General features: G+C 73.7%; 14 protein-coding genes. 9 read left to right on the top strand and 5 right to left on the bottom strand.

Annotation, left to right across the window (positions count from 1 at the left end; genetic code table 11):
* The first annotated feature begins 85 nt into the window (after positions 1-85).
* Both AB2U05_RS31365 and AB2U05_RS31360 read left to right on the top strand, forming a co-directional pair.
* Complete coding sequence (locus AB2U05_RS31365; protein ID WP_045709014.1) at positions 86-970, top strand: MoxR family ATPase; 885 nt, start codon at positions 86-88, stop codon at positions 968-970.
* A complete protein-coding gene (locus AB2U05_RS31360; RefSeq protein ID WP_369184983.1) occupies positions 967-2475 on the top strand; it encodes a VWA domain-containing protein in 1509 nt (502 codons plus the stop codon). The genes AB2U05_RS31365 and AB2U05_RS31360 overlap by 4 nt, the downstream gene beginning before the upstream one ends.
* 45 nt (positions 2476-2520) lie before the next feature.
* On the opposite strand, the gene AB2U05_RS31355 is transcribed toward AB2U05_RS31360, so the two are convergent.
* Positions 2521-3087, bottom strand: coding sequence for a Uma2 family endonuclease (locus AB2U05_RS31355; RefSeq protein ID WP_369184982.1), 567 nt, complete (start codon positions 3085-3087; stop codon positions 2521-2523).
* A 178-nt stretch (positions 3088-3265) separates the two neighbouring features.
* Between AB2U05_RS31355 and AB2U05_RS31350 the strand changes: the two genes are divergently transcribed.
* On the top strand, positions 3266-3550 hold the full coding sequence (locus AB2U05_RS31350; RefSeq protein ID WP_369184981.1) for a nuclear transport factor 2 family protein: 285 nt from the start codon (positions 3266-3268) through the stop codon (positions 3548-3550).
* Between the two features lie 56 nt (positions 3551-3606).
* Here the strand turns inward: AB2U05_RS31350 and AB2U05_RS31345 are convergent, their stop codons facing one another.
* Together AB2U05_RS31345 and AB2U05_RS31340 are read right to left on the bottom strand one after the other, a co-directional pair.
* Positions 3607-4575: an alpha/beta fold hydrolase gene (locus tag AB2U05_RS31345; RefSeq protein ID WP_045691860.1), complete on the bottom strand. Its 969-nt coding sequence runs from the start codon at positions 4573-4575 to the stop codon at positions 3607-3609.
* A 141-nt stretch (positions 4576-4716) separates the two neighbouring features.
* Complete coding sequence (locus tag AB2U05_RS31340; RefSeq protein WP_107072816.1) at positions 4717-8211, bottom strand: S8 family serine peptidase; 3495 nt, start codon at positions 8209-8211, stop codon at positions 4717-4719.
* 578 nt (positions 8212-8789) lie between these two features.
* Between AB2U05_RS31340 and AB2U05_RS31335 the strand changes: the two genes are divergently transcribed.
* Positions 8790-9512 (top strand): TetR/AcrR family transcriptional regulator, encoded by a 723-nt coding sequence (locus AB2U05_RS31335; protein WP_369184980.1) that lies wholly within the window; start codon positions 8790-8792, stop codon positions 9510-9512.
* Between the two features lie 4 nt (positions 9513-9516).
* Here AB2U05_RS31335 and AB2U05_RS31330 read toward each other — a convergent pair whose 3' ends face one another.
* Positions 9517-9714 (bottom strand): hypothetical protein, encoded by a 198-nt coding sequence (locus AB2U05_RS31330; protein WP_045691863.1) that lies wholly within the window; start codon positions 9712-9714, stop codon positions 9517-9519.
* 254 nt (positions 9715-9968) lie between these two features.
* On the opposite strand from AB2U05_RS31330, the gene AB2U05_RS31325 reads away from it, so the two are divergent.
* Both AB2U05_RS31325 and AB2U05_RS31320 read left to right on the top strand, forming a co-directional pair.
* Positions 9969-11198, top strand: a complete 1230-nt coding sequence (locus AB2U05_RS31325) for a D-alanyl-D-alanine carboxypeptidase family protein (RefSeq protein WP_369186022.1) — start codon at positions 9969-9971, stop codon at positions 11196-11198.
* Between the two features lie 27 nt (positions 11199-11225).
* Positions 11226-11651: a PPOX class F420-dependent oxidoreductase gene (locus AB2U05_RS31320; protein WP_045691864.1), complete on the top strand. Its 426-nt coding sequence runs from the start codon at positions 11226-11228 to the stop codon at positions 11649-11651.
* A gap of 28 nt (positions 11652-11679) precedes the next feature.
* Here the strand turns inward: AB2U05_RS31320 and AB2U05_RS31315 are convergent, their stop codons facing one another.
* Positions 11680-12459 carry an MBL fold metallo-hydrolase gene (locus AB2U05_RS31315; protein ID WP_369184979.1) on the bottom strand — a complete coding sequence of 260 codons (780 nt, stop codon included), beginning with the start codon at positions 12457-12459 and terminating at the stop codon, positions 11680-11682.
* Between the two features lie 186 nt (positions 12460-12645).
* On the opposite strand from AB2U05_RS31315, the gene AB2U05_RS31310 reads away from it, so the two are divergent.
* The 3 genes from AB2U05_RS31310 to AB2U05_RS31300 all read left to right on the top strand — a co-directional run bounded on the left by AB2U05_RS31310 (position 12646) and on the right by AB2U05_RS31300 (position 15856).
* Entirely contained in the window at positions 12646-13275 is a 630-nt protein-coding gene (locus tag AB2U05_RS31310; protein WP_045691865.1) for a PadR family transcriptional regulator, read from the top strand.
* Entirely contained in the window at positions 13272-14765 is a 1494-nt protein-coding gene (locus tag AB2U05_RS31305) for an FAD-dependent monooxygenase (RefSeq protein WP_369184978.1), read from the top strand. Before AB2U05_RS31310 ends, AB2U05_RS31305 begins: the two co-directional genes overlap by 4 nt.
* 83 nt (positions 14766-14848) lie before the next feature.
* Positions 14849-15856 (top strand): hypothetical protein, encoded by a 1008-nt coding sequence (locus tag AB2U05_RS31300; protein ID WP_369184977.1) that lies wholly within the window; start codon positions 14849-14851, stop codon positions 15854-15856.
* Positions 15857-15883: the final 27 nt, after the last annotated feature.

The following is a 15883-nucleotide window of genomic DNA, read 5'->3' as shown; positions in this document are numbered from 1 at the left end:
CCGCCGCAGCGGACCCGAGACAAGCAAGTGACCGGCCGGTAGGGTGGCGCCCGACTGGCACGGCGGACCGGAACGGGGCGGACGGATGACCGAGAACGGCAACGGCGACGGCACGGGGTTCTTCACGTCGGTGGCGGACACCGTCGACCGGCTCGCCGCCGTCGGCTACCTGGCCTCCACGGCCGTCGCCACCACCGTCTACCTCGCCGACCGGCTCGGCAAGCCGCTGCTCGTCGAGGGCCCGGCCGGCGTCGGCAAGACCGAACTCGCCAAGGCCGTGGCCCGGATCGGCGCCGCCCGGCTGGTCCGGCTGCAGTGCTACGAGGGCATCGACGAGGCCCGCGCGCTCTACGAGTGGAACCACGCCAAGCAGCTGCTGCGGATCACCGCCGGCCGCGACGAGGGCTGGGACGCCGCCCGCACCGACATCTTCGGCGAGGAGTTCCTGCTCACCCGGCCGCTGCTCACCGCCATCCGCGGCGACGAGCCCACCGTGCTGCTGATCGACGAGCTGGACAAGGCCGACGTCGAGGTCGAGGCCCTGCTGCTGGAGCTGCTGAGCGACTTCCAGGTGACCGTCCCCGAGCTCGGCACCATCACCGCGAGCCGCCGCCCGTTCGTGCTGCTCACCTCCAACGCCACCCGGGAGCTCTCCGAGGCGCTGCGCCGCCGCTGCCTCTTCCTCCACCTCGACTACCCGGACGCCGAGTTGGAGCGCCGGATCGTCCGCCTCCAGGTGCCCGGCCTGGACGAGACGCTGGCCGCCTCGCTGGTCCGGGTGGTCGGCGCGCTGCGGGCGATGGAGCTGCGCAAGGCGCCGTCCGTCGCGGAGACCGTCGACTGGGCCCGCACCCTGCTCGCCCTCGGCGCGGACACCCTGGACGACGCCGTCGTCCGGGACACCCTCGGGGTGATCCTCAAGCACCAGGACGACGTCCGCAAAGCCGCCCGGAAGCTCACCCTCGCATGACCACCGCGCCGCGACCGACCGAGCCAGGGCCCGCGGACACCGCAGCCCAGGACACCGCCGTGCAGGACACCGCCGTGCAGGACACCGCCGCCCGGCTCACCGGCCTGGTCCGCGCGCTGCGCGGGCACGGCCTGCGGATCGGCCCGGCCGAGACGGTGGACGCCGCCGCCGTCCTCGACGTCCTCGGCCTCGACGACCGCGAGCAGATGCGCGCCGGCCTGGCCGCCGCCCTGCTCCGCTCGGACGGCCAACGGGCCGTCTTCGACGCCTCCTTCGACCTGTTCTTCCCGCTCGGCATCGGCACCCCCGAGGCCGTCCGCGCCGATCCGCCGCCGGTGCCGGAGGACCCGGAGCCGCCCCGCTTCGGCCGGCCCGACCCGCTCCGCGACGACCTGCGCGAACGCCTCGCCGCCGCGCTCGCCGCCGACGACCGCGCCGCCCAGGCCCGGCTGGCCGGCGAGGTGATCGAGGCCTTCGGCCGGTACGGCACCGGCGCCACCCCCGGCTCGGACGGCTGGTCCGCCCACCAGGCGCTCGGCCGGCTCTCCCCCGAGACGCTGCTCGCCCGCATCCTCGCCGCCCTGCGCGAGCGCGGCCCCGAGGGCGCCCCCGAGGACGCCGACGTCGCCGACCGCGTCCTCGCCGACGAGATCCGCCGCCGCATCCAGGGCTTCCGCGGCCTGGTCGCCACCGAGGCCCGCCGCCGGGTCGCCGAACTGCGCGGCGCCGAGCGGATCGCCGAACGCGCCCTCGCCCCCACCACCGACCGGATCGACTTCCTCGCCGCCGGCCGCGACCAGATCGCCGAACTACGCCGCACCGTCCACCCCTTGGCCCGCAAGCTGGCCACCCGCCTGGCCGCCCGGCGCCGCCGCGCCGCCCGCGGCCACATCGACCTGCGCCGCACCCTACGCCGCTCGCTCGCCACCGGCGGGGTGCCGCTGCGCCCCGCGTACCGGCTGCGCCGCCCGGCCCGGCCGGAGCTGGTGCTGCTGTGCGACGTCTCCGGCTCGGTGGCGGGCTTCGCCGACTTCACCATGCTGCTGGTCCGGGCGATGAGCGAACAGTTCAGCAAGGTCCGGGTGTTCGCCTTCGTCAACCGCACCGCCGAGGTCACCGACCTGCTCCGCGCGGACGGCGCCGACGACCCCGGCCGGCTCGCCGCCCGCATCCTCGCCGAGGCCCGGGTGATGGGCTACCACGGCAACAGCGACTACGGCTCGGCCCTCGCCGGCTTCGCCGAGGACCACCTGGACGCCGTCGGCCCGCGCACCACCGTCCTGATCCTCGGCGACGCCCGCAACAACCACCGCGACCCCAACCTCCCCGCCCTGCACCGGATCGCCGCCCGCGCCCGCCGGGTCCTCTGGCTCAACCCCGAGCAACCCTCACTCTGGACCACCGGAGACTCCGCCGCCCCCGCCTACGCGGCCGTCGTCGACATGCACTCCTGCCGCAACGCCCGCCGCCTCGCCGACCTGATCACCCGCCTCCTGCCGGTCTAGCTCCATCGAGAAGTGGCCGGCACGAGCCGTGACCGGGCCGTCCGCTCAGAAACCCGCCGTGTCGAGTTCGAGGTCCAGCGGCGGCGGGAGCTGCAGCGGCGTGCCGAAGGGGTGGGGGCCTTCGACCCGGGTGTAGCCGAGCCGGCCCGGTCGGGAGAACAGGGTGCACGTGCGTTCCTGACGGTCGACCAGGAGGTACACGGGCGCGCCGAACTGGGAGTAGCGCCGGCGCTTGGAGGTCCGGTCGGTGTCGCCGTTCGACGGCGAGGTCACCTCGACGACGAGCACGGTCTGGTCGGGCAGGAGGGCTCCCTCGGTCTTCGCGAGCTCGGCGGGTACGACGGCGAGGTCGGGGACGTAGAAGTTCTCCGTACCGGGCAGGTCGAGGTTTCCGGAGCCGGCGCGCAGGCCGAGCTCCTGCATGCGGGGCCCGATCTGCTCGCGGATCAGGTCGACTGCGGTTTCGTGTGCCCAGGACGGTGACACGGGGGTGATGACTCCCTCGACGATCTCCACGCGGTCGCCCGCGATGTGCTGAATCGCGTACTTCAGCGCCTGCTCCGGATTCGGCACCTGGCTGTAGTCACCCGGGCTGGCATGTGCCGTGCTCACCTGCTGCTCTCCTGTCCGGATCTCGGTCCTCGGAACGGACCGGTGACGGTGGGGATCGGTCGGCTGCGGTCCGGCCGTCAAGGCGGGCTTGCTGGGCCGGCCCCGGCGCGCAGCGGTGGAAGCGGCGGCCGGGGCACCTAGTAACGTTACTAGGTGCGGCCTCGGGTCGGCTCCACCCGTGACCACCGGCCGGGAGACCATGCGGGCCCGGATGAAGGCGACGGCAGGCCTGTGGAGCTTCCACACCGTCGACGAGGTCACCCTGCACGAGACCGCCGACCCCGAAGTCGCCATCGCCGAGTTCCGGGTGCACGGGCGGATCACCGCGACCGGCGAGCCCTTCGCCCTCACGTACATCAACGTGATCCGGGTCGTCCACGGGCTGATCGTCTCCTCCCGCGACTACGGCAACCCGCAGGAGTCCCTCACGCTGCGCACCGCCCTCGCGGCCCCGATCGCGTAACGCGCAACCGGGCGCGGCCCCGCTGCGGGGCCGCGCCCGGACAGCCGTCAACTACCCTACGAGTCGAGGTGCTTCAGGAAGTCCAGCAGCGCCTCGGTGACCTCCGCCGGCCGCTCCTGCTGCGTCCAGTGCCCGGTGTCCGGCAGCCGGACGGAGCGGTGCAGCCGGGGCAGTCGGCCGAGCAGGTACTCCAGCGCGCCGGGCGGGAGCATCGCGTTCACCAGGTCCTGCTCGCCGGCCATGTACAGCGCCGGCACCTCGACCGTCACCCCGATGAACGGCGCCAGCAGTTCGGCGCTGCGGTCGACGTTGCGGTACCAGTTGAGCCCGCCGGTGAAGGCCCGCTCGCCGTGCCGGGCGTAGTCGGCGGCGAAGACGTCGAGGTCCGCGTCGGTCAGCCAGCCGGGCAGCCGCTCCGGCTCCGGGATGGTGTCCAGGAGGGTCTTCCCCTCGGGCACCACCCAGGGCCGCGGCTTGCCGTCCGGCGTGGTGCCCGCCAGGATCCGCCGCAGGCTGGCCTTGACGTCGGCGGCGAGCTCGGCGTCCGCCCGGCCGGGCTCCTGGAAGTAGATCTGGTAGAAGCCCTCGCCGTAGTTCTCCCGGTAGGTCTGCAGCGGCGGCGGCCCGCCGACCGGCACCGGCGGCACGCTCAGCCCGGCGACGCCGCGCACCAGGTCGGGCCGCAGCGCCGCGGTGGTCCAGGCCACCGGCGCGCCCCAGTCGTGCCCGACCACGACGGCCCGCTCCTCGCCGAGGGCCCCGATCAGCGCGGTGACGTCCCCGACCAGGTGCAGCAGGGTGTACGCGTCGACGCTCTCCGGCTGCTCGCTGCGCGCGTAACCGCGCTGGTCCGGGGCGACGACCCGGTAGCCGGCCGCGGCGAGCGGGGCGAACTGGTGGCGCCAGGAGTACCAGCTCTCCGGGAAGCCGTGCAGCAGCAGGACCAGCGGGCCCTCCCCCTGCTCGGCCACGTGCAGCCGGACGCCGTTGACCTCGACGTCGCTGTGTTTGATCGCCTCGTACAAATCCGCTCCCCGATTGGGCCGACATGTCCTGATGCCTGGTCCCTGCCCACCCCCGAGCGGTTGAAACGCGACCGAGGCCGCCCCGGAACTCCGGGACGGCCTCGGCCAGTTGGTGCTTCCTGCGGTCAGACCGACGAAGCGTCAGCTCACGGTGTAGCTGTACGGGATCGCCGCGAGCACCGCACCGGTGGTGCTCAGGCTGTTGTTGGCGGTCGCCACCGAGGTCGGGGCGGACACCAGGTACAGCAGACCCTTGACCGTGCTGCCCTTCGGGCCGGTCGGGGTCACGGTCACCTGCAGCGAGCCGCTGGCGCCCGGCTGGACGGTCACCGGGGTGGCGGCCGGGGCCGTGGCGTTCACCGAGGCGGCGTACGGGTCACCGGTGCTGGAGGTCAGCGCCGGGTCGAACGCCAGGGTGTGCGCGGTGGCGGTGATGGTGGCGGTGCCGGCCGGCGCGCCCGCGTTGCTGAACGGGCCGATCTGCTGGACGAAGGTGCCCCAGTTGCCCGGGACGATCGGCTGCTCGGCGGTGCCCTTGTCGGTCACGGTCGAGATGGTCGAGCCGTTCTGCGCCTTCTTCAGGTCACCGAACAGGTCCGGCGACGAGGTGGTGGCGGCCAGCTCCAGCTGAGCCGGGGTCGAGGAGGCCGCGACGCCCTTGAGCTGGTCGGTGCCCGGGGGGACCAGGAAGCCCGGCACCGCGGAGCTGAGGCTCAGCGGCAGGGTGACCGAGGCCGAGGCGCCCTGCGGGACCAGCGGCACGTCGACCCGGTTGTCCAGGCGGCCGTCCGCCGAGATCTTCTGGGTGGCGACGGTGTTGTTGGTGTAGTTCACCGTGACGGTGACCGGCTTGCCGGCCGCCAGCTTGGTCTTCGCGTCGTTCGGCAGACCGGCCGCGGTGGCCTGGTTCTGGTTGAACGCGATGGTGCCGGTGAAGTCCTGCGACAGCTGCTGGCCGCTGATCGGGCCGAGCACGTTCAGGACGAACCGCCAGTGGCCCTCGGCCGGGTTGACGGTGGTGGCCGAGACGCCCGGGTTGGTGCCGGTCAGGTTGCCCTTGTCGTCGAACAGACCGTTGCCCTCGATGTCGATCGGGGTGCCGTTCGGGCTGATCAGCGCGCCCTGCATGAGCAGGTTGGCGTCCTTGGCGACGGTCAGGCCGACCCGCAGGTCCTTCTGGCCCTTCGGGACGTCGAAGCCGTAGGTGAAGCTCTGCGTCGGCGAGGAGCCGCGGCCGTTGCCACCGGTGATGGTGCCGGTGAAGGTGCCCTTGCCGTCCTTGACCGGGACGAGGCTGCGGAGCACGACCGGAACGCTGGTGGTGCTGCCGTTCGAGCTGGAGACCGTGACGGCCTCGCTCGAGTCGCCGCTGGTGGCCGGGGTGGTGAGCTGGACCTTCAGGTTCTTGGTCTCACCGGGCTGCAGCTCGGCGGTGTTCGGGCCGACCGAACCGGCCGGGACGGCCCGCTGGGTCGAGGTGCCGAACTGGACGGGGCCGTTGAAGCCCTTGGCGCCGGCCGGGGTGTAGAAGACGGCGGTCCACTCGCCGGCGACCGGGTGCGGGACGTCCACCAGGCCGAAGTTGGCCGGGGTGGCGCCGCCCTGCGGGCGGGTGTTCGTCTCGAACTTGCCGGACGGGTCGAGCAGCGTCAGGCGCACGACCGGGCCGTTGACGACCGGGTTGGCCGCACCGTGCCAGGCGATCGAGGCCGCGAGGCGGTCGGCGCCGGCCGGGACGGTGAACTTGACCTGCTTCTGGACCCAGTCCGAGCCGTTGGTCGCGTACTTGAAGGTGTCCTTCGAGGACGTGTCCATCTGGACGGTCTGGGTGTTGCTCGCCAGCGGCACGAAGGCGCGGGTGGCGGCGCTCACCGTCTGCGGGCTGTCACTGGTGTTGGTGACGGACACGTCGGCGGTGTGGGTCGAGCCCGGGGCGCCCGCGATGTCGAGCTGGCCGGTGTTGACGACCACGGTGTTGGCACCCTCGGTGCCGTCGCCGTCGTCGTAGCCGCGGGCGGCCTCGACGGCGGCCCGGACGTTCAGCAGACCGGCGCCCTGCTCCTCGGCCGGAACGCCGAGGTCCTGGGCGGTGCCGGTGAGGAACTTCTTCACCAGGGCGGGGGACGGCGAGTCGCCGCCGTGGGTGTCGCGGTAGGCCTGGATGACCAGGGCCGCGGCGCCGGTGACGAACGGGGCGGCCTGGCTGGTGCCACCGAACGGCTGGATCGCCGACGGCTTGCCGTTGTAGCCCGTGCAGTCGGTGTACTTGGTGACGTCGGGGGTGCACAGCGCCCAGTCCGACTCACCCGGCGCGACCAGGTCGACAGTCCGGCCGGCCTGGGTGAAGCCACCCGAGGACAGCGCGGAGATGCGGCTGTTGCTCCACTTCTTGTTGGAGAACTGGGAGGCCGCGTAACCGGTCTGCTGGTAGTTCTGGTTGTCCGTCGACGCGCCGACCGCGATCACGTTCGGGTCGGTGGCCGGGGTGCCGATGGTCCCGCTGATGCCCGCGTCGCCGGAGGAGACGGAGACGGTGACACCGGCCTTGACGGCCTGGTCGTTGAACAGCGAGATGGTGTCGTGCGCGCCGCTGTCCGGGGTGACGTTGCCACCGAAGGACTCGTTCAGCACGTCGACGTGGGCGACCCGCACCGCGTAGTCGATGGACTGCAGGATCGACGAGTTGGACATCATCTCGCCGCCGGCCTTCAGCGCGACCAGGTCGGCGTCCGGGGCGAGGCCCTTGATCCGGATGTTGCAGCCGGCCGGCAGCGGGTGCGAGGCGTTGACGAACTGCGAGACGTCGTAGACCTGGCGGCCCTGGGCGATGACCGCCGAGGCGTCGCCGAAGGCCTCGGCCGCACCGGTGGGCGCGGCCCAGCCGTCACCGGCGAAGTCCTGGTAGTCGACGACGGCGTGCGAGCCGTCGGCCCGGATGAAGTCCGGGTTGTTCGGGTCGAGGCCGTCCGCGATGTAGGCGACCTTGACGCCCTTGCCGGTGGCCAGGTTCTCGACACCGGGGTGGCCGTTGCCGGTCTGGGCGCGCACCGAGTAGAGGCCCTCGGGCTCCAGCAGCGGCTTGCTCGGGTCGGAGGGGCAGACCGTGTTGGTCGCGTTCTCCTCCGAGCCCTGGCTGCCGTCACTGCCCGGGGCGGCGGCCTTGGCGTCACCGTTGCCGGCCGCCTTGGCGTCGACGGCGTCCTTGCCCGTCTTCGCCGTCGAGGCGGCGACCGGGGCGACCTTGACCTGGGTGTCGGCCACCACGGCGGCGACGGCCGGGTCGGCCTGCAGGGAGGCACGCAGAGCCGGGTCGACGGTGGCCGAGAAGGCGTTGCCGACGACGAAGCTCTTGATGTTGGTGCCGCCGTGGGCCTTGACCTTGTCCAGCAGCGGGGCCTGTGCGTTGGCCGTCTTCTGCTGGCGGGCGCCCAGGTGACCGTGGTCGGCCGGGGCGTCCGCAATCTGGTCCTTCAGGATCACGATCACCGGCGCCGGCGCCCCGCCCTCGGCCGCCGTGGGGGCGTTCGAGGGGGTGGGGGCGGGGGTGGCGTTCGCGCAGGTCCCGAAGGTCAGGACCATGGACGCGGAGGTGACCGTGACGGCAGCTGCTAGCTGGGCTTTCCGCCAGCTGATCAATGGACATCCTTTCGTCTGATGAGACGTCAGGTTGCGCACAGCCCAGCGTACGCGAGTCCGGATCGGCCGCGTGGTTGGTCCGGACCGCGCGTCCCGACAGCGGTCGCATTCCAGCGCATCCGACACGACCACGACAAGGGGTGAAATCCCCATCAGAAAGTAAAAATGACCATCAGAAAGTAAAATACACCGTATAAATCGCGCCGGGGGTGTCCCTTTTTCGCCGATCAGGACCGGTCAGTCACGGTCGAAACCGAGCGATGCCGCCCCGAAAACGCCAGTGGCGGACTCTCGACAGTGGCGGAATGTCGCCAGTCGGTCGACTCTTTGTCGACACCGCGACATTCCTTCCCCGTCGACCCGATCCAAAACCGGGCTCCGCGGTTTCCCCCCGGAGCGCCGCTCCGGCGGAGGTGGGGAGGGGGGCCGGCGGGACGGGCGGCGCGGACGGGCGAGGCGGGCGGCGCGGACGGGCGGCGCGGACGGGCGGCGCGGACGGGCCGGATATCCTTACGCCATAAAGAGTTGCCGTCACGGCGGTGCCCGCAGGAATGCTTTACGCCATAAGGAGACTTCGGATGACCGTCCACGCCGGGCCGGGCGACCCCCACCGCTCACGCGCCCCGCGCTGGGACGCGCCCGAACCGTCGCGCGCCGGGCGGGGCGCCCGCAGCGGCCCCAAGCCGGGCCTCAGCGTGGACGCGATCGTCTCCGCCGCCATCGCGGTCGCCGACGCCGAGGGCATGGCCGCCTTCTCCATGCGCGCGGTCGGCGAACGCCTCGGCCGCACGGCGATGGCGCTCTACACCTACGTGCCCGGCAAGGACGAGCTCCTGGCCCTGATGCACGACCGCGCACTCGCCGAACTCCCGCCCCCCGCACCGCGGTCGGACGACTGGCGGGCCGCCGCCACCGACTGGGCCGAGCAGCTGTACGCCTGTTACCTGCGCCACCCCTGGGTGCTCCGGCTCCCGCCGGCCCGGCCCGCCCTCGGCCCGGCCGAACTCGCCGCGCTGGAGAGCCTGTTGAGCGCCCTCGCACCCGCCGCACTCGCGCCCGCCCGACTGCGCGGAGCCGTCGCCGCCCTCCGGCAGTACGTCCGCGGCGCGGCCGCCGCCACCGCCGACGCCAGTGGCGCCCAACTCGACCGCTTCTCACCGGAGTTCGCCGAGCGCTTCCCCCTGCTGACGGCGCTGCGGCGGGACCCCGGCGGCGCGTCCGGGAACGAGGACGGGGACGAGGCCGGGGAGGCCTTCCGCGCCGGGCTGGCCGTCCTGCTGGACGGCATCGCGGCCTCCTGAGCGATCAGCCCCGCCGGGCGGCGGGAATCGAGAGCAGCACGCCGAGCGCCAGCAGCGCCGCGTAGCCGACCGTCTCGTGGCCGTCCGGCACCAGGTAGCGGACGAAGCCGAACAGCCGGAACCCCCCGAGCCGGTCGGCCAGCAGGCCGGTGCCGCCGCCGAGGATCAGCACGAAACCGAGGTAGCCGAGCAGAGTCTTCATGTCCGTCAGCCTAGGAAGGCACCGGCGTCCGGTAATCCGACTTTCGGCGCGCGCCGGGACCACCAAAGTCGCGGCCCGAGCCCGTGCCGCCCGGCCCACCGGACGGAGCAGCAGCCCCGGCGCCCCGGCGGCCGCCCGGTTACGTTCGCCGTGTGCAGTCGAAGCATGTGCAGCGCAGACGAACCCGGCAGACCGCCCAGGCGGCCGCCGCCTCGGCCCTGGCCCTCACCGCCCTGGCCCTGACCACCCTGCCACTGACCGCCCTGCCACCGGCCGCCCCCGCCGCCGTCGCCCAGGACGCCGGGGCCGCGATCGGCGGCGAACGGCTCGGCCGCCCGGCCGTCCAGATCGCGCCGCTGGCCGGCGCCCCCGCCCTGCCGGCCACCCTCACCGGCCGCTCCTGGCTGGTCGCCGACGCCACCACCGGCGAGGTGCTCGCCGCCCGCGACGCCCACCTGCCGCTGCCGCCCGCCAGCACGCTCAAGATGCTGTTCGCCGACACCGTGCTGCCCAAGTTCGACCGCGCCCTGGAGCACCAGGTCACCCCCGCCGAACTGGCCGGCCTCGGCGCCGGCAGCAGCCTCGTCGGCGTCAAGGAGAACCTGCCGTACCGGGTCGAGGACCTCTGGCGGGGCGTCTTCCTCAGCTCCGGCAACGACGCCGTGCACGTCCTCGCGCACATGAACGGCGGCGTCCAGCGCACCGTCACCGAGATGCAGGCCCGGGCCCAGGCCCTCCAGGCCAGGGACACCAAGGTCGTCACCCCGGACGGCTACGACATGGACGGCCAGGTCTCCTCCGCCTACGACCTCACCCTGTTCGCCCGCGCCGGGCTGCGCAACGCCGACTTCCGCTCCTACTGCTCCACCCGCACCGCCCGCTTCCCCGGCGGACTCGACAAGCTCACCGGGCAGCGCACCAGCTTCGACATCGCCAACACCGACCGGCTGCTCGGCAAGTACCCCGGCCTGATCGGCGTCAAGAACGGCTACACCACCAACGCGGGCGCCACCTTCACCGGCGCCGCCGAGCGCGACGGCCGCACCCTGCTGGTGACGGTCATGCACCCGGAGGCCCAGGGCAAGGTCTACGACGAGGCGGCCAGCCTGCTGGACTGGGGCTTCGCGGCCGCCGGGAAGGTCCAGCCGGTCGGGCAGCTGGCCGAGGACACCGCCGCCCCCGCCGGCGGCGCGTCCTCCGCCGCCGCCCCGCAGGCCGCCACCGACCTGCCGGCCTGGGCCCAGCCGCCGCTCGGCGGCCCGTCCAACGACCCGGGCCTCACCCCCGCCGTCTGGACGGGCGCCGCGCTGGCCGGCGCCCTCGCCCTCTGGGCCGCCGCCCGTACGGTCGCACGCCGCCGGGCCGCCGCGGCCGCCGCGCCTTCGAGCACCACCGCCATCGGCGCCACCGCGGTCGGCGGCCGCACCGGCCCCCGGCTCTCCCGCCGCCTGCGCGCCCGGCTGCACTCCGTCCGCCGCCGGTGAGCCGAGCCGCCCTCTAGACTCTCCGGCATGACCCCCGACCCCACCGGCCCCGTCGACCCCGCCGCCTCGGACCGGCTCGCCCGGATCGTCCGGCTCTCCGCGGGCAGTTACCTGCTCGTCACCACCTACAAGAAGGACGGCACCCCGGTGCCGACCCCCGTGTGGGTGGTCCGCGACGGGGAGGCGCTGGGCATCTGGACCGTCGCCGACTCCTGGAAGGTCAAGCGGATCCGCAACCGCGCCGACGTGCTGGTCGGCCCGTGCGACGTCAAGGGCCGCCCGACCGGCGAGCAGTACCCGGCCACCGCCGAGCTGCTCACCCCCGAGCGCACCGCCGCCTACCGCACCCTGCTGCGCCAGAAGTACGGCCTGCTCGGCGTGCTCACCCTGCTCGGCAGCCGGCTGCGCCGCGGCGACCGCGGCACGATCGGCATCCGGATCACCCTGGCCTGACCGCCGGCCCGTCAGGGGTGCGGGCCCGCTACGGGTGCGGGCCCGCCAGCACGCTCGGCCGGGCCGCGAACTCCGCCTCGGGCCCGAACCGCTCCAGCATCGCGTCCGCGAGCGCGTTCAGCGCGGCCGCGCCGTCCCCGTGGAACGACGAGCCGTGCATGACCGCGAGCGTGCGCGGGCGCAGCTCGGCGAGTGAGCGCAGGGCGGCCGTGGCGGCCGTCAGGCAGGAGACCTGCCGGAACAGTTCCTCGGAGCGCAGGGCGGGTTCGACCAGGTCGTCGCCGGTGACGGCGGGCCCGTCGCCGAGGTGGGTGAAGAGGTCCCCGCAGAACAGCGTCCGGGTCTCCTCCTCGAACAGCACCCGCGCCTCCCAACCGTGCGGCACGTGCGGGGTGTTGACGTTGCGCACCCGCCGGCACACCTGCCGCCCGCCGAGGTCCAGCAGCTCCCCGTCGTCCATCGGCACCGGCGGCCGGTCGGCGAGGTCGTTGAGCGACACCGAGCAGCCGAGCGTGTTGTGCGCGACCAGCGCGCGCGGCGCCGCCGCCAGGAACGCGTTCATCGCCCCGCACTCGTCCGCCTCGACGTGCCCGAAGGTGACCCAGCGCAGCCGCTCCAGCGGCACCACCGTGCCGATCGCCTCCGAGACGGCGGGGAACAGCGACCGCATGCCGGTGTGGAAGATCAGCGGTTCCTCGGCGTCGATCAGGAACTGGTTGAAGGTGAACCCGGCGGGCGGGGCGATCTCCGGGACGAAGGTCGAGACCCGGTAGATGCGGTCGGCGATCTCGTCGATGCGTGTCTCCATGCCCCCGTTGCCCACCCGAGCGCCGGTCTGCCGCCGGGTCAGCCCTCGCGGGGCATGCCGGGCGGGTCCCCGGTTCGGCGGTGTCCGCGGCTTGCCGGACCGCCACGGCCCCGCCATCGGTGTCGTATAGTCGGATCCGGCTACTAGGATCCGACTATATTGATCGTCGATCGGAGCACAGCACGCATGGCGAAGCGGAAGATCTCCAACACCCTGGCGCTGGCCGTCCTCGGCCTGCTGCAGGAACAGCCGATGCACCCCTACGAGATGGCGACCACCCTGCGGGAACGCCACAAGGACAGCAGCTTCAAGGTCAACTCAGGGTCGCTGTACGACACCGTCGAGTCGCTGGTCCGGCACGGCTGGATCGAGCCGGTCGAGACCGCGCGCGACGGCCGGCGGCCCGAACGGACGGTGTACGCGCCGACCGGGCTCGGCCAGGACGAGTTCGTGCGGTGGATCGACGAACTGCTCCGCACGCCCGTCGCCGAGTACCCCAAGTTCATGGCCGCGGTGTCCTACCTCGGCGCACTCGGCCCGGAGCGGGCCGCCGAGGCCCTGCTCGAACGGGCCGGCCACCTGGCCCGGCGGATCGAGGAGACGAACACGGTGCTGGCCGACACGGTCGGCTCCGGCCAGGTCCCCCGGCTGTTCATGATCGAGGCCGAGTGCGCCGTGCACGCCTGGGAGGCCGAACTGGCCTGGACGCGGCGGACCGTCGCCGAGATCCGCGACGGCAGCCTGTTCTGGCCCCGGGCCGAACGCACCGAACAGGGCTGGACCTGGTCCGCCCCCGGAGAGGAGCCCGTCCGATGACCGAGGTGCTGATCGTCGGAGCCGGCCCGGCCGGCCTGTTACTCGCCGCCGAGCTCCGCCTCGCCGGCATCGACACCGTCGTGCTCGAACGCCACCCGCAACGGCCCGGCTACTGCCGGGGCTTCAACCTCAACGCCCGCGCCCTGGACCTGCTGGCCCGGCGCGGCCTCGCCGAACGGCTGGTCAGCGAGGGCTGGCAGGTCCCGCACGCCGCGTTCGCCGGCCTGCCGGCCACCCTCACCCTCGCCGGTACCCGCACCGACCACCCGTACACGCTCGGCATCGCACAGACCCGGGTCGAGGAGGTCCTAGAGGCGCACGCCCTCGCCCTGGGCGCCGACCTCCGGCGCGGACACCAACTGCGCACGCTGACCCAGGACTCCGCGTCGGTCACCGCCACCGTCAGCACGGCGGACGGCACCGAGTACCGCATCCGGGCGGACTACCTGGTCGGCTGCGACGGCGGCCGCAGCACCGTCCGCAAACAGGCCGGCATCGACTTCCCCGGCACCGCGTCGACCCGCTTCACCCTGCTCGGCGACGTCGAACTCGCCGCCCCGGACGCGCTGCCGATCGGCCCGACCACCGGCCCCGGCGGCAGCGTCTTCGTCGTCCCCCGCCCCGGCTACGTCCGGATCCTCACCACCGACCCGCGTCCCCCCGCCGACCAGGACACCCCGGTCACGCTGGACCTGCTCCAGCGCGCCGTCGACGACGCGCTCGGCCGGCCCGTCCACCTGCACAGCCCGCGCTGGCTGTCGCGCTTCGGCAACGCCGCCCGGCAGGCGGCCGCCTACGTGCGCGGCCGGATCGTGCTCGCCGGGGACGCCGCGCACATCCACCCGCCGTCCGGGGCCATCGGCGTCAACGTCGCCCTCGACGACGTGTTCAACCTCGGCTGGAAACTCGCCGCCACCGTCCGCGGCACCGCACCCGCCCACCTGCTCGACAGCTACCACGCCGAACGCCACCCCGCCGGCGCGCACGTACTGGCGAGCACCCAGGCGCTGGCCCTGCTCGCCGACGCCGACGCCGACGTCCGCCTCGGGCCCGTGACCGACCTGCTCACCCGCGTCGCCCGACACCCGGACGGCAACCGCGCCTTCACCGAAACCATCACCGGACTCGACACCCGCTACCCCATGCACCCCGACACCGACCACCCCTGGCTCGGCCGCCTCACCCCCGACCTCCCCCTCACCACCGCGGACGGCCCCACCCGCCTCACCGAGCTGCTCGCCCCGGGGCGCGGCGTGCTGCTCGACCTGACGGACGACGGCACCCTGCGCGAGGCGGCGGCCGGGTGGACGGACCGGGTGGACGTCGTCACCGCGACCAGCCCCGACCACCCCGAGCTCCGGGCCGTCCTGCTCCGGCCGGACGGACACACCACCTGGGTACGGACCTCGGACGACGACCACCTCGACGGCCACCTCGACGGCCTCCAGCAGGCACTGCGGCACTGGCACGGCGCGGGGGCACCCGCCTGAACACGGGGGCGGGCGGCGTGCACCGGCGCACGCCGCCCGGCCCTCGCGGCCCGGGACGATCACCCATGCGGTAGAACGAACCCGTGAAGATCAAGGGCGTCACCTACGACACGGGCACTCCCACCGTCGACGGCTCGGTCACCCGACCGCACCTCACCGCGGACACCGTGGAACGCGAACTCGCCGCCATCGCAGGCGAACTGCACTGCACCGCCGTCCGCCTCACCGGCAACGACCTCGACCGGCTGCGGCTCGCCGCCGAGACGGCCGCCCGGCTGGGCCTCGCCGTCTGGCTCTCCCCCATGCTGCCCAACGCCGACGAGGCGACGGCCCTGGCGGCGGTCGAGGCGGCGGCCCGGATCGCCGGCGACCTCCACCGCTCCGGCGCCGACGTCACCCTGGTCGTCGGCTGCGAATGGAGCCTCTTCCTGACCGGCCTGGTCCCCGGCGCCGACATCGGCACCCGGCTGGCCGCGCTCGCCGACCCGATGAGCTGGGCCCCGGAGTTCTTCGCGGCCGGCCCGCCGCCGGTCCGGCTCAACGCCCTGCTGTCCACCGCCGTCACCACCGCGCGCCGACACTTCTCCGGCCCCGTCACCTACGCCGCCGGGCTCTGGGAGGACATCGACTGGACGCCGTTCGACCTCGTCGCCGTCGACGCCTACCGGGACTCCGGCAACGCCGCCACCCTCCGGGCCGACCTCGAAGCACTGCACCAGCACGAAAAGCCCGTGGTCGCCACCGAGTTCGGCTGCGCCACGTTCACCGGCGCGGCCGAGCACGGCGGTTCGGCCTGGACACTGGTCGACCGCGCGGACGGCACCCGCCGCCCGCGCGCCGGCCTGGTCCGCGACGAGGAGGTCCAGGCCCTCGAACTCACCTCCCTGATAGACCTGTTCACCGCCGCAGGGCTCGCCGGTGCCTTCGTCTTCACGTACGTCACCCCCGCCTACCCGGCCTCCGAGGACCCGCGGGCCGACCTCGACACGGTCGGCTACGGCCTGGTCCGCTCCTGGCCGGACGGCCGCACCACCCCCAAGGCCGCCCACACCGCCGTCGCCCGCGCCTACGCAGGGGGCGGCGCGGCGTGACGTCAGCGGCCTCGGCGCCGCCCCCGG

This window comes from Streptomyces sp. Y1, from assembly GCF_041053115.1.
GTDB classification, from domain to species: Bacteria; Actinomycetota; Actinomycetes; order Streptomycetales; family Streptomycetaceae; genus Kitasatospora; species Kitasatospora rubellomurina.
The sequence above is the reverse complement of the archived record's forward strand: the minus strand, read 5'-3'. Positions and strand labels throughout refer to the sequence as shown.